General features: G+C 69.8%; 13 protein-coding genes. 5 read left to right on the forward strand and 8 right to left on the reverse strand.

What is annotated here, in order from left to right; translation table 11 throughout:
- Positions 1-42: 42 nt before the first annotated feature.
- Positions 43-1545: a DEAD/DEAH box helicase gene (locus A3AG_RS0110565; RefSeq protein ID WP_051073505.1), complete on the reverse strand. Its 1503-nt coding sequence runs from the start codon at positions 1543-1545 to the stop codon at positions 43-45.
- A gap of 323 nt (positions 1546-1868) precedes the next feature.
- On the opposite strand from A3AG_RS0110565, the gene A3AG_RS34225 reads away from it, so the two are divergent.
- On the forward strand, positions 1869-2018 hold the full coding sequence (locus A3AG_RS34225; RefSeq protein ID WP_018005369.1) for a hypothetical protein: 150 nt from the start codon (positions 1869-1871) through the stop codon (positions 2016-2018).
- A gap of 35 nt (positions 2019-2053) precedes the next feature.
- On the opposite strand, the gene A3AG_RS0110575 is transcribed toward A3AG_RS34225, so the two are convergent.
- Complete coding sequence (locus A3AG_RS0110575; RefSeq protein ID WP_018005370.1) at positions 2054-3052, reverse strand: Bug family tripartite tricarboxylate transporter substrate binding protein; 999 nt, start codon at positions 3050-3052, stop codon at positions 2054-2056.
- Positions 3053-3226: 174 nt separating this feature from the next.
- Positions 3227-4855, reverse strand: coding sequence for an acyl CoA:acetate/3-ketoacid CoA transferase (locus tag A3AG_RS0110580; RefSeq protein ID WP_018005371.1), 1629 nt, complete (start codon positions 4853-4855; stop codon positions 3227-3229).
- Positions 4856-5044: 189 nt separating this feature from the next.
- Between A3AG_RS0110580 and A3AG_RS0110585 the strand changes: the two genes are divergently transcribed.
- Positions 5045-5824, forward strand: coding sequence for an IclR family transcriptional regulator domain-containing protein (locus A3AG_RS0110585; RefSeq protein ID WP_018005372.1), 780 nt, complete (start codon positions 5045-5047; stop codon positions 5822-5824).
- Positions 5825-6353: 529 nt separating this feature from the next.
- Here the strand turns inward: A3AG_RS0110585 and A3AG_RS0110595 are convergent.
- Positions 6354-6707: a DUF1428 domain-containing protein gene (locus A3AG_RS0110595; protein ID WP_018005374.1), complete on the reverse strand. Its 354-nt coding sequence runs from the start codon at positions 6705-6707 to the stop codon at positions 6354-6356.
- A gap of 193 nt (positions 6708-6900) precedes the next feature.
- Between A3AG_RS0110595 and A3AG_RS0110600 the strand changes: the two genes are divergently transcribed.
- The 3 genes from A3AG_RS0110600 (at position 6901) to A3AG_RS0110610 (ending at position 10026) form a co-directional block, all read left to right on the forward strand.
- Complete coding sequence (locus tag A3AG_RS0110600) at positions 6901-7410, forward strand: nucleoside deaminase (protein ID WP_018005375.1); 510 nt, start codon at positions 6901-6903, stop codon at positions 7408-7410.
- A gap of 139 nt (positions 7411-7549) precedes the next feature.
- The gene (locus A3AG_RS0110605) at positions 7550-7744 is read left to right on the forward strand and encodes a hypothetical protein (protein ID WP_026164097.1); all 195 of its coding nucleotides are present in this window, start codon (positions 7550-7552) and stop codon (positions 7742-7744) included.
- A gap of 38 nt (positions 7745-7782) precedes the next feature.
- Entirely contained in the window at positions 7783-10026 is a 2244-nt protein-coding gene (locus tag A3AG_RS0110610; protein WP_018005377.1) for a phosphocholine-specific phospholipase C, read from the forward strand.
- Between the two features lie 29 nt (positions 10027-10055).
- On the opposite strand, the gene A3AG_RS0110615 is transcribed toward A3AG_RS0110610, so the two are convergent.
- From A3AG_RS0110615 to A3AG_RS33330, 4 genes are all read right to left on the reverse strand, one after another.
- The gene (locus A3AG_RS0110615) at positions 10056-10634 is read right to left on the reverse strand and encodes a hypothetical protein (protein ID WP_018005378.1); all 579 of its coding nucleotides are present in this window, start codon (positions 10632-10634) and stop codon (positions 10056-10058) included.
- A 56-nt stretch (positions 10635-10690) separates the two neighbouring features.
- Entirely contained in the window at positions 10691-11755 is a 1065-nt protein-coding gene (locus A3AG_RS0110620) for an extracellular catalytic domain type 2 short-chain-length polyhydroxyalkanoate depolymerase (RefSeq protein ID WP_018005379.1), read from the reverse strand.
- A gap of 158 nt (positions 11756-11913) precedes the next feature.
- The gene (locus A3AG_RS32205; RefSeq protein ID WP_018005380.1) at positions 11914-12147 is read right to left on the reverse strand and encodes a response regulator transcription factor; all 234 of its coding nucleotides are present in this window, start codon (positions 12145-12147) and stop codon (positions 11914-11916) included.
- Positions 12081-12356, reverse strand: coding sequence for a response regulator transcription factor (locus A3AG_RS33330; protein ID WP_081610716.1), 276 nt, complete (start codon positions 12354-12356; stop codon positions 12081-12083). Before A3AG_RS33330 ends, A3AG_RS32205 begins: the two co-directional genes overlap by 67 nt.
- Positions 12357-12422: the final 66 nt, after the last annotated feature.

Consider the following 12422-nt stretch of genomic DNA (forward strand, 5'->3'; position numbering starts at 1 on the left):
GGCCCGCGCAAGCGGGCCATGCTCTGCAAGACGCCGATCCGTTCAGGACTTGCGCGGCACACCGCCGAGCAGGGCCGCCACCGGCCGCTTGGGCGCCTGGCGCCCGCGCGTGAGCGCGGCGGCGACTTCGTCGGCGGCCTTGGCCTGCGCCGCGCTGGCGGGGCTGGGCTCGTACGGGCGCGAGAAGAACGGGTCGTCCGAAGCGCGGAAGGCCTGGCGGCTGCCGCCGTGGTCGTGGCGGCGCGGACGCTCTTCGCTGTCGGCGCTGCCGCGCGCGCGGCGCACTTCGCCGCGCTCGCGGCGGCGCTCGCTGTCGGCCTGGCGGGCGCGCGCGCCGGTGGGGTCGAAGCCTTCGAGCTTTCCGCGCGGGATGCTGCGCTTGATCAGCTTCTCGATATCGGACAGCAGGCGCTCGTCATTGCCCGGCACGTAGATCGACAGCGCATCGCCGCTGGCGCCGGCGCGGCCGGTACGGCCGATGCGGTGCACGTAGTCTTCGGCGCTGAACGGCAGGTCGAAGTTGATCACGCACGGCATGTCGGGGATGTCGAGCCCGCGCGCGGCGACGTCGGTGGCGACCAGCGCATCGATGGTGCCGCTCTTGAAGCCGTCGAGCGTCTGCATGCGTTCGGTCTGGGTCTTGTCGCCGTGGATCGCGGCGGCATTGATGCCCTCGCGCTCCAGGTGCCGCGCCAGCCGCGAGCAGCCTATCTTGCTGTTGACGAAGACGATGCACTGGCGCGACTGCGACTGCTCGGCGCGCTGCCTGAGCAGGTGCACCACCGCGGCCTGCTTGTGGCCGTCCTCGACCTGGTACACCGCCTGGCGCACGTTCTCGTTGGTCGAGTTGCTGCGCGCCACTTCGATGGTGACCGGCTGCTTCAGGTAGCTGGAGGCCAGCCGCTTGATTTCCGGCGAGAACGTCGCCGAGAACAGCAGCGTCTGGCGCTGTGCCGGCAGCAGGTTGATGATGCGCTGCAGGTCCGGCAGGAAGCCCATGTCGAGCATGCGGTCGGCTTCGTCCAGCACCAGCATCTGCACCTGCGACAGGTTCACCGACTTCTGCTGCACGTGGTCGAGCAGGCGGCCGGGCGTGGCCACCAGGATCTCGACGCCGCGGCGCAGCGCATCGGTCTGCGGGTTCATGTCGACGCCGCCGAACACCACCGTGCTGCGCAGGTCGGTGTGCTTGGCGTAGCGGGCGACGTTGTCGTAGACCTGGTCGGCCAGCTCGCGCGTCGGCGTCAGCATCAGCGCGCGCACCGGGTGGCGCGCCGGCGAGGCGCTGGCATTGGCCAGCGGCAGCAGGCGCTGGATGATCGGCAGCGCGAAGCCCGCGGTCTTGCCGGTGCCGGTCTGGGCGGCGCCCATCACGTCCTTGCCCAGCAGCACGACCGGAATGGCCTGCGCCTGGATCGGCGTGGGAGAGCTGTAGCCCTGCTCGGACAAGGCGCGCAGGATGCGCGGGTCCAGGCCGAAGCTGTCGAAGTTCTGCACGGCGGTCGCAACCGCGGTGGTAGGTTCTGGTGCGTTCGTAGTGGTCATGGGTATCGGTATTGGCGGGAGGCGAACCCGGCACAAACGGATACGCGTCTGGAACTCTTCTCGCCCTGAATCTCGCCCGGCGCCGGTGGATCCGGCGCGGCCATGCTGGCTACAGCATTTGGCCAAGAGAATCAAAGACTTAGATTTTAGCATCTCTGTCCGCGCAGTGGGCGCTCCGGCGCGGCCGTGCGGCGGGCGCGACAGGCCCGTGCCAGCGGCGGACCGAGGTGCGCATTGTCAAGACATTGTCATATCGGCCCTGCAAGATGCCGGCGGCGCGGCGGCCCTGCCGGCCCGCGCAGCTTCTTCACATCGAGACTGACATGGATTTCGAGCTGTTTCGCCAGACCTGCCAGCAATTCCTGCGCACCTCCAGCCAGTTCCTGGGACTGGCCGCGGCCGGCCGCGCGCTGCCGATGCCGACGCTGCCGACGCTGCCGGCCAGCCAGCCCCAGGGGCGGCAGCCCGCCTGAACCGCAGCGGGACCGCCGGCCTGTCGTCCGCACGCTCAGTCGCCGCGGATGCCGTTGTCCTGGATCACCTTGCCCCACTTGCTGTAGTCGGCCTTCATGCGCGCGGCCAGCTGCTCCGGCGGCATGTAGGCGGCCACGGTGCCGGCGCCCAGCATCTTCTGCTGCACGGTCGGATCGGCGAGCGCCTTCTTCAGCTCGGCCGACAACGTCGCCACCACCTCTCTGGGCGTACCGGCCGGCGCCAGCAGCCCGCCCCATGCGGTGGCATCGAAGCCTGGGAAACCCTGCTCGGCCACCGTCTTGACGTCCGGCGTAAAGCTCACCCTCTTGCCCGAGCCGACCGCGATCGGGCGCAGCTTGCCGGCCTTGATATGCGGCAGCGCCGCGATCATGTCCGAGAACATCATCGGCACCTGGCCGGCCAGCAAGTCCGCGATAGCCGGCGCGCTGCCCTTGTAGGGCACGTGCTGCACGTCGAAGTGGCCCAGGCTCTTCAGCAGCTCGGTCGACAGGTGACCGAAGCTGCCGTTGCCGGCGCTGGTGTAGTTGAGCGAACCCGGTTTGGCCTGGGCCCTGGCGATGTACTGCGGCAGGCTGGTTACGTCCGGCATCGCCTGGGGATTGACCACCATCACGATCGGCAGGTCATAGGCCGCGCCGATCGGCGTGAAGTCCTTGAACAGGTCATAGCCCTTGCGGTTGATCAGGTGCGGCGCCAGCAGCGTGGGCGTGGCCAGCACCAGCAGCGTGTAGCCGTCGGCCGGGCTCTTGGCGACGTTTTCGGCGCCGATGGTTCCGGAGGCGCCGGGGCGGTTGTCAACCACCACCGGCTGCTTCAGTGCTTCACTCATCTTCTGGCCGATGATGCGCGCTGCGGTGTCGGTCGGCCCGCCCGGCGGGAACGGCACCACCAGCCGGATGGGCTTGCTGGGGTAGGTCTCGGCCAAAGCCGGTGCGGCGGCGAGCGGCAGCGTGGCGCTCAGGAGCACGGCGCCCAGGCGGCGCTGGAAGGTACGGCGGCTGGTGTTCTGCATGGTGTGACTGTGTCCTGCGGTGAATCGCGGTTGAATCAGAATCGATGCGCGGCCCAGGCCGCGCCGGGATAAGGCGACTGCGCTTGCGTAACGTCATGACAGATCTGGCGTGCCTCCTTGCGAACCGGTCATGGCCGGCCCGTCCGATGGAATGGTTTCCTGGTGCAGCGGCCGTTACAGCCGCATGGTGCCGGCCTGGAACAGCCGCGCATCCATCTCGCGCAGGTCGGGCGCCACCGCCACCGGCGTGGCGCACTGGTCGAGCACATCGCGCTGCAGATCGACGCCGGGGGCGATCTCCACCAGCGTGAGGCGCGCTTCGCCGCCCTCGCCGGGGCGCATCTCGAACACCGCGCGTTCGGTGATGTACACCACCGGGATCCCAAGCGATGCCACGTAGGGGCCGTTGAAGCTCAGGTGCGATACCTCCGGCACGATCTTCTTCACGCGGCCTTCGCGCACGATGCGCAGGCTGCCGTCACCGGCGCGCACTTCCAGGCCGCCCGCTGTCAGCGTGCCCATGAACACCACCGCGCGCGCGCTCTGGGTGATGTTGATGAAGCCGCCGACGCCGGCAATCAGCGCGCCCTCGCCTTCGCCAAACTTGCTGACGTTGACGTTGCCCTTGCCATCAAGTTCGGCCAGGCCGAGGATCGCCAGGTCGATGCCGCCGCCTTCGTAGAAGTCGAACTGCGCGGGCTGGTCCACCACCGCTTCCGGGTAGGCCGAGGCACCGAAGCTGAGGCCATCGGCGGGCGTGCCGCCGATGGGACCGGCTTCGACGGTCAGCGTGAAACCGTGCAGCCCGGCCTGGTGCGCCAGCATCCCCACCGCGGCCGGCATGCCCACCCCCAGGTTGACCACGCGCGGCGCGCGCCGCGCCAGTTCCATCACCGCGCGGCGCTGCACGATGGTGCGCGCATCGAGCGGCCCGGCCTCGGGCGAGGGGCCCGCGGCATCTTCGGCAGTGCCCTCGCCCTGCCACGGCGTGACGTAGGCGGGGTTGAAGGCCTCGGCAAAGGTCATCTGGTGGTTGGCGGGGTTGTCGCAGACCACCACGTAATCGACCAGGATGCCGGGCACGTGGATGGCCTGCAGGATCTCGTGGTGATCGACCAGGCTTTCGACCTGCGCGATCACGATGCCGCCCGAGTTGTGCGCGGCCTGCGCCAGTGCCAGCAGTTCGTGGTGGAAGGCTTCGCGATGGGTGCTGAGGTTGCCGCGTGCGTCGGCGGCGGTGCAGCGGATCAGCGCGCAGTCGATCGGAAAGCTGGGGTAGAACAGGTATTCGTCGCCGCGGAAATCGACCGCATCGACCCAGCATGCCTTGCCCTCGGCAATGGCGCGGCGCGCGCGCTGGTTGACGGCGCCGCCGTGGTAGCGCGCGTCCTGCGCGGTGCGCGGATCGACAAAGGTGTGCAGGCCGATCCTGGTCATCACGCCGGGCTTGCCCCCGGCGATGGCGCGGTACAGGTGCGTCAGCACGCCCTGCGGCAGGTTGTAGCCCTCGCACTGCTCGGCCAGCGCCAGCGTGGCCAGCCGCGTGGCCGAGCGCCAGTGGCCGCCGACCACGGTCGCCGTCATGCCGGCGTTGCCGAAATGGTTGACGCCGCGCGCGCCGCGGTCGCCCTGCCCGGCCGAGTACACCAGGGTCAGGTCGCGCGGCAGCCCCTCCTGCAGGAAGCGCTGTTCCAGCGCCTCGGTCACGGCCTCGGCGTGGCCGGCGCCGACAAAGCCCGCGCTGGCCACGGTCCAGCCGTCCTGCACGAGCGCCGCCGCTTCGCGCGCGGTGATCACCTTCATCGCTGTCTCCGGTTCTGGTCGTACCGTCCCGCATCGCTGGCGGCACGCTTTCCGTGATTCGTTTTGCGAACATTTGTTCGGAAAACGCTATCATACGGAGATGCCGCCGGTCGGCGCAAGCCCTCTGCGACGGCCTGGGCCAGCACGTGCCTGATCGTCCATGTAACGACCCTTCCCTGCCAGACCCCTATGCCGCAAGCCGACACCGCCAAGAAGGAAGAACTGCTGGAATCGCTGAGCAAGGGCCTGGCGCTGCTGCGCCTGCTGGGCGCGGGCGCGGAGCGCCTGACCATGCAGGAGGTGGCCGACCAGCTCGAGGTGACCCGCGCCGCCGCGCGCCGGCTGCTGCTGACGCTGGAACACAACGGCTACGTGGCGCAGGACGGCCGCCACTTCGCGCTGACGCCGCGGGTGATGGAGCTGGGCTACGCCTACTTTGCCTCGATGAGCCTGCCGCAGATGGCGCGGCCCTACCTGCAGCAGCTGTGCGAGACCCTGGGCGAAAGCTGCTCGCTGGGCGTGCTCGACGCCGATTCGGTGGTGCTGGTGGCGCGCGAGGAGCCGCGCCAGCTGCTGCGCGTCGACATGGCGCTGGGGCGGCGGATGCCGGCCTATGCGCATTCGCTCGGGCGCGTGCTGCTGGCCGGCCTGGAAGACAGCGCCCTGGAGGCCTACCTGGCCGGCGCGACGCTGCGCAAGCTGACGCCGTTCACGGTCAGCTCGCGCACCACGCTGGCGCGCACGCTGCGCCAGGTGCGCGCCGACGGCTACTGCGTGCTGGTCAGCGAACTGGTGGACGGCTACGCCGGGATCTCGGTGCCGCTGCGCGACCACGCCGGCAAGGTGGTGGCCGGGCTGGGCTTCAGCATGGTGCTGGGCAGCCGCGACCCCGCCCTGCTGCAAGCGCGCTTCCTGGCACCGCTGCGCGAGGCGGCCGCCCGCATCGAAGCCATCCTGCAGGCGCGCTGAGCCGCGGCCCGGCCCAGGTAGAAAAGCCCCGCATGCCGGGGAAGGCAGCGGGGCTCAAGCGGTAGCGGGGCAATCGGTTCGACCACCCACGCCGTCGATCTTGGCGCATCGCGCCGGCGCGGGCATCCCCCAAATGCGGGCCATTGCATGCGCCGTGGCGGGCAGGCCGCAGGCGCGCCCTGCAAAGCCAGTCAATCATGGCCCGGTCACACGCTTGCAGGAATCCGGGTTTTCTCCGAGCGGGTTTTCGCCAGCTTCCGGTCGGCGGCCGGATGCGGTCTACTGGTCTCACATCGACGCCCCTGGCACCGCCCCCACGCCGGATTGCCACCGCCGATGGTGCTGTAACACTAGTCCAATGACCGGGAGACAGACCATGGTGACGAAAAAAGAAGAGGCTTTCGTACTGAAGAACCTCCTCGCGCTTGCCGCAGTGGAAACCCTGGGCGGCGCGATCGCCCTGGGCATGGTCTTCCACCTGATCTGAGCCGCCGCTGCGGGCGCGCGGCCATGCCGGCGCCCGGTCCGATCACGCCTCGACAATCACCTCGAAGCCGCCGAAGATCATCCGCTGCCCGTCGAACGGCATCGGATCCATGCCCTCCTTCAGCCGCGGGTCCGCCATCGCCGCCTTCATGCCGGTGTCGCGCTTCTCGCGCGACGGCCACAGGATCCACGCGAACACCACGGCTTCATCGTCCTTGCGCTGGACCGCCATCGTAAAGGACGTGACCTTGCCTTCCGGCACATCGTCGCCCCAGCATTCCACCACCTGCAGCGCGCCATGTTCCTTGAACACTGCGGCGGCCTTTTGCGCCACCTCGCGATATCGGTCGCGGTTGGCCTGGGCAACGGCGAGCACAAAGCCATCGATATAGGACATGGGCATCCCTCCTGGTCAGGGTGATCGGTCGCGTCCGCCCGGACGCGAATACGTCTGACTACCATAGTCGATCGCCGCGGCCTCGGCGCGCGATGTGCTGCACGCGCGGTCTGCCTCGCCTATCATGGAGTCGCGCAAGCGCCGCCGCAGCCACTGCCCGGGGCGGCCGTGCACAGTAACTGGAGCCCCCCGCATGACCCGAATCACCGATCCGTCCGGCGCCGAACTGTCGCAGCTCGACCTGGAACTGCTGCGCCGGTCGATTGCGCTGTCCGACGAATCCAGGGCCCGCGGCCGCCATCCGTTCGCCGCGCTGGTGGCCGACGCGGCCGGCAATGTCATCGCCAGCGCCGGCAATAATTCGATGCCGCCCGAAGGCGACCCGACCCAGCACGCCGAACTGGTTGCCGCCGCGCAGGCCGCGCGCGTGCTGCCGCCCGAACAGCTTGCCGGTTGCACGCTCTACACCAGCGCGGAGCCGTGCTGCATGTGCGCGGGCGCGGTCTACTGGACCGGCATCGGGCGCGTGGTCTATGCGCTGTCGGAACACAAGCTGCTGGGGCTGACCGGCGACCATCCGGAGAACCCGACCTTCTCGCTGCCGTGCCGCGAAGTGTTTGCGCGCGGGCAGCGCAAGGTCGAGGTGGTGGGGCCGGTGCTGGAAGACGAAGCCGCGGCATCGCACGCGGGCTTCTGGCAGTAGCGCGGTATCCGCCGTCCGCCTCCCGGGCGGACGGCATCGGGAAGGCATCCGACCCTGTCATCGGCACGTCACCACGCCTTCCTACACTCGCCTGGCTCCGGCTCGCAGCAGCCGCCACCCCAACCAGCCAGGTGACTCCATGCTTCCCCGCAGACTGCCCACCACCCTGGCCGCGATGCTGATCGCGGCGGCATTGCTCGCCGGCTGCGGCGGCGACGGCGGCCCCACCCTGTCGCCCACTGCAACGTTGGCGCCGAGCGCCGAGCCGGTCAAGCCGGGACAGCCCGGCAAGCCGGACCAGCGCCCCGATCCGGTGATCCGCTGCGCGCCCTGAACCCCTCCGCCAGTCCCCACGCTCATTCCGACAAGACCATGGTCTCTCGCCGCAATTTCCTGCAGGCTGCAGCCGGCACGGGTTTCGCCGCCGCCGCGCTGGCCGCGTTTCCGCCCAGCATCCGCAAGGCCCTGGCCATTCCGGCCAACAATGCCACCGGCACCATCCAGGATGTCGAGCACGTGGTGATCCTGACGCAGGAGAACCGCTCCTTCGACCACTACTTCGGCACGCTGCGCGGCGTGCGCGGCTTCGGCGACCGCTTTACCATCCCGCTGCCCGGCGCGCGCCAGGTATGGCAGCAACAGCGCGCCAGCGGCGCGGTGCTGACGCCCTACCACCTCGACGGTACCAGCAACAACGCGCAGCGCGCCGCCGGCACCCCGCACGCGTGGCTCGACAGCCAGCAGGCCTGGGACCACGGCCGCATGGCCAACTGGCCGACGTACAAGACCAGCACGTCGATGGGCTACGTCAGGGAACAGGAAATCCCGTTCCAGTTCGCGCTGGCCAACGCCTTCACGCTGTGCGACGCGTACCACTGCTCGATGCATACCGGCACTGATGCCAACCGCGCCTTCCACCTGACCGGCACCAACGGCCCGACCGCGGCCAACGTCGCCTTCGTCAACAACGAGTGGGACGCGATCGACGGGCTGCCGGCCTCGGCCAACACCGGCTACACCTGGAAGACCTATGCCGAGCGCCTGGAAGACGCCGGCATCAGCTGGATCTGCTACCAGAACATGCCGGACGAATGGGGCGACAACATGCTGGGCGCGTTCCAGCAGTTCCGCAAGGCCAACCTGGCGTCGGGCTATCCGGTCTCCAGCGGCGGCGCGCCGGGCGCGCCCTATGCCGACACCGGCCAGCCGCTGCCGTACCACGCCTACGATGCCGCCACCGACAATCCCGGCAACCCGCTCTACAAGGGCGTGGCCAACACCCTGCCCGGCACCCGCCCCGACGAGTATCTCGATGCCTTCCGCCGCGACATCCGCGAAGGCCGGCTGCCGCAGGTGTCGTGGATCAACGCGCCGTCGATCTACTGCGAGCATCCCGGGCCCTCCAGCCCGGTGCAGGGCGCCTGGTTCCTGCAGGAGGTGCTGGACGCGCTGACCGCGGTGCCCGAGGTCTGGAGCAAGACCGTGCTGCTGGTCAACTTCGACGAGAACGACGGCTATTTCGACCACGTGCCATCGCCCTCGGCGCCGTCGCTGAATCCCGACCAGACCTTCGCCGGCAAGTCGACGCTGAGCGATGCCGAGATGCAGGCCGAGTACTTCAACCAGCCGGCGCCGCCGGGCAGCCGGACCCAGCCCGCGGCGGACGGCCGCGTCTACGGCCCGGGGCCGCGCGTGCCGCTGTACGTGATCTCGCCGTGGAGCCGCGGCGGCTGGGTCAACTCGCAGGTGTTCGACCACACCTCCGTGCTGCGCTTCCTGGAGGCGCGCTTCGGCGTGGCCGAGCCCCATATCAGCCCGTTCCGCCGCGCCGTGTGCGGCGACCTGACCAGCGCCTTCAACTTCAGCACGCCCAACAACGAGGCGCTGCCCACGCTCGGCGGCCGCACCACGCGCAGCGACGCCGACCAGTTGCGCCGCGCGCAGCAGGCCCTGCCCGCGGTGCCGCTGCCCGCCGACATGCAACTGCCGCAGCAGGCTGCCGGCACGCGCCCGTCGCGCGCGCTGCCGTATGAGCTGCATACCAGCGCGCGCTGCAGCGCCGTGGGCCAGGTCGAACTGGTGTTCGCCAACACCGGCACGCAGGCCGCGGTATTCCACGTCTACGACCGCCTCCAGCTGGGACGCATCCCGCGCCGCTATATGGTGGAGGCCGGCAAGTCGCTCAGCGATACCTGGCATGCCTTCCAGGACAATGCCGGGCAATACGACCTGTGGGTGCTCGGTCCCAACGGCTTCCATCGCCATTTCCGCGGCGACACCCGCCGCATCGGCGAGACCGGCATCGCCCCCGAGATCCGCGTCTGCTACGACATTGCCAACGGCGACGTCTATGTCGACCTGATCAATCCCGGCGACAAGGCCTGCCACTTCCACATCGAGCCGCTGGCCTACCGCGGCGATGGCCCGTGGAAAGCCAGCGTCGGTGCCCACGGCAGCAAGTCGCAGCACTGGCAGCTGGAGCAAAGCGGCCAATGGTATGACTTCGCGGTGACCTGCGACGCCGATCCGGCCTTCTACCGCCGCTTTGCCGGCCGGGTCGAGACTGGCCGGCATACGGTGAGCGATCCGGCCATGGGGACCGCGGCGCAGGGCTGAGGCAGCGGGCCCGCGCCGCCGCGCGTGGTTCAACCGTCCTGCGCCGCGCGCTGTCCCGCCGCGCCCGCGACGGCACGCGACGCGCCCGGCTCGGCCAGCGCCGACTGCAGCCACTGCGTCCAGGCCGGCATCAGTGCGGCGCTCATTGCCGCGAGCTGCGCCGCGCAGGTCTTGCCGGCCTCCTGCCAGTCTGTCAGCGCGCGCAGCAGCGCCAGGCCGATGTCGTTGCCATCGCGTGCCTCGCCCACGTCTTCGAGACAGCGCGCCAGCGCCTCGCGCACGGCGTCGTGGTAGCCGGCCCTGGCCTGCGCCGCGCGCGCGGCCAGGTCGGCCTCGATGGCATCCAGGCCGCGCCACGCGTGCGCGACGCCGGCCAGGTCGAGGCGGTCGCGCTGCGCGCGCCACCATTGCGCTTGCTGCGCGGCGCGTTCCTCGGCATAGCGGTTCAGCACGGCCAGCGCCTGGCGCGCCGGCGCCCGGGCCGCGGCGGGATCGGCGGCGCTAAAGGGTGACTGCGCCAGCACGGTGGCGGCTTGCAGCTGGCACAGGGTCAGGTCCAGCGCCGTGCGGCTGGCGCTTGCCCATTGGGCTTGCAGGATCGAAAGCATGGCGGATCTCCTTGCGGATCGGAGCAGTGGATCGGGCGGGACGGAAGCGGCAGCGCTCACTGCGGCGCGGCGCCGAGACGGCGGACCATGCGCATGACCGCGGCCATCTGCGGCGCCTCGCGCGAGAAGAAGTCCGGCTGGGCCGGGTCGTCGCTGGTATAGCCCCAGAAATCCCAGCACCCGAGCGGGTTATGCCGCGACGCCAGGACCTGGGGGAACAGCACCACGATGCGGTTGGCCTCGGCACTCTCCAGGTAGCCGGCGCCGCGCACGAAGCGTTCGCCGATGGCACCCGCGCCCTGCAGGCAGCCATGGAAGGCCACGTGCACGCGGCAAGCCGCGGCACCCTCAGCCGCGCCGCCCGCGCCGCACCCGTCCGGCACGTAGACATAGCCGCTGTCGGCGAGCAGCGCCTTGCCGCCCGGATCGAATGCGCGCTGGTCAAAGCGCAGCAGTTCGCCCGTCGGCCGCGCCGCCGGCTTGAGCGCGCCATAGATCCACTGCAGGATCTGCCGCGCCTGCTCGAGCCCGCAGTTATTGATGTAGGGCGATGCACTGACCGCGCACGCGGCGTCGCCCGCCTGGCTGGTGATGAAGGCATGTCCGGCCGCGACATCGGCCACGTATTGCAGCTGCGATGCCGGCACGCCGGCCAGCGTATAAAACCGCCCCACCTGCGCGGCGACGCGCGGCATCACGGTCTGGTCGCGCGTGCCGGAAAACACGTAGACGCGCTGCCGCGCGAGGTTCTGCACCGGGTCGATGCGGCCGTCGCGGGCAAAGGTGCGCGCCGCATCCAGCGCCACCTGTGCATCCGGGCCGGTCGCGCCGATCGGCTGCATGCACTGGGTCGCGGCGGCGGTCGCGGGCGGCGTGGGCGCGAACAGGCCGGCGCAGTAGAACGGCCCGCCCGCGACCATGCCGGCGCCGACCATGGTGCCGGAATACGCAACATGGAACTGCGTGGCCATGAACGCGCCGGACGACAGCCCCGACACCGAGGTCTGCGCCAGGTCCGCGCCCAGCGCGGGCAGCGCCTGCGCGGCAACGCCCCCGCTGGCGCCGAGCGCGCACGCCGCGGCAAGTGCCCGGTAGCGGGCGGTTGGCTTGCATCGAATCATGATGGCTCCAGCACGGCGACAGGAATCGGAGCGCCGCACCGATCGCGGCAGGCAGCACGCTGGTCGCCATGCGGCGGCTGCGTGGACCATTGTCGGGAGCCACCGCCTCGCCGGGCCATTGGGCAAATGCGGTAGCGCGCCACACTGATCCGCACCCGCTATGCATCGCAGGCCTGCTGCTGCGGCAGCTCCAGCCACCCCTGCTGCACGCTCAGGAACAGCAGGGCGCAGACATTGCTGGCGCCCGCCTTCTGCAGCAGCCGGGCCCGATGCGTGCGCGCGGTCTGGTCGCTGATGCCGAGCGCGCGCGCGATTTCCTTGTCGCTCAGGCCGCGCCCGAGCCATTCCAGATATTCGCGCTCGCGTTCCGAGAATGGATTATGCGCGGCCAACGGCCCGCTTTTTTAAACAGCTCATGCTGGCGCGCAAGATAGTACATGGTCAATTGCGAGGATTTTCGCAATTGCATTTTCGCGAGCAGATGCTCACGGTGCTTGCGCGCCGTGGATACGGAAAATGCGAGACGTGCGGCGATCTCGCGATCGCTCATGCCGCGGGCAATAAAGGCGAGCACCGTCTCTTCCCGAGTGGTGAGGTTCATGCGGAGGACTCCATGCGATGGAACGAGTGGTTCCGTCGCAGGAGCGGCAGCCGCGCGTCTATCTGT

The organism is Cupriavidus neocaledonicus (assembly GCF_000372525.1).
GTDB lineage: Bacteria > Pseudomonadota > Gammaproteobacteria > Burkholderiales > Burkholderiaceae > Cupriavidus > Cupriavidus neocaledonicus.

Bases quoted from the DNA above. Each gene is read 5' to 3' on its own strand.
- A3AG_RS0110585 (WP_018005372.1), top strand. From the start codon at position 5,045: ATGCCGCAAGCCGACACCGCCAAGAAGGAAGAACTGCTGGAATCGCTG.
- A3AG_RS0110615 (WP_018005378.1), bottom strand. From the start codon at position 10,634: ATGCTTTCGATCCTGCAAGCCCAATGGGCAAGCGCCAGCCGCACGGCG.
- A3AG_RS34225 (WP_018005369.1), top strand. From the start codon at position 1,869: ATGGATTTCGAGCTGTTTCGCCAGACCTGCCAGCAATTCCTGCGCACC.
- A3AG_RS0110580 (WP_018005371.1), bottom strand. From the start codon at position 4,855: ATGAAGGTGATCACCGCGCGCGAAGCGGCGGCGCTCGTGCAGGACGGC.
- A3AG_RS0110620 (WP_018005379.1), bottom strand. From the start codon at position 11,755: ATGATTCGATGCAAGCCAACCGCCCGCTACCGGGCACTTGCCGCGGCG.
- A3AG_RS33330 (WP_081610716.1), bottom strand. From the start codon at position 12,356: ATGAACCTCACCACTCGGGAAGAGACGGTGCTCGCCTTTATTGCCCGC.
- A3AG_RS0110600 (WP_018005375.1), top strand. From the start codon at position 6,901: ATGACCCGAATCACCGATCCGTCCGGCGCCGAACTGTCGCAGCTCGAC.
- A3AG_RS0110595 (WP_018005374.1), bottom strand. From the start codon at position 6,707: ATGTCCTATATCGATGGCTTTGTGCTCGCCGTTGCCCAGGCCAACCGC.
- A3AG_RS0110565 (WP_051073505.1), bottom strand. From the start codon at position 1,545: ATGACCACTACGAACGCACCAGAACCTACCACCGCGGTTGCGACCGCC.
- A3AG_RS0110575 (WP_018005370.1), bottom strand. From the start codon at position 3,052: ATGCAGAACACCAGCCGCCGTACCTTCCAGCGCCGCCTGGGCGCCGTG.
- A3AG_RS0110605 (WP_026164097.1), top strand. From the start codon at position 7,550: ATGCTTCCCCGCAGACTGCCCACCACCCTGGCCGCGATGCTGATCGCG.
- A3AG_RS0110610 (WP_018005377.1), top strand. From the start codon at position 7,783: ATGGTCTCTCGCCGCAATTTCCTGCAGGCTGCAGCCGGCACGGGTTTC.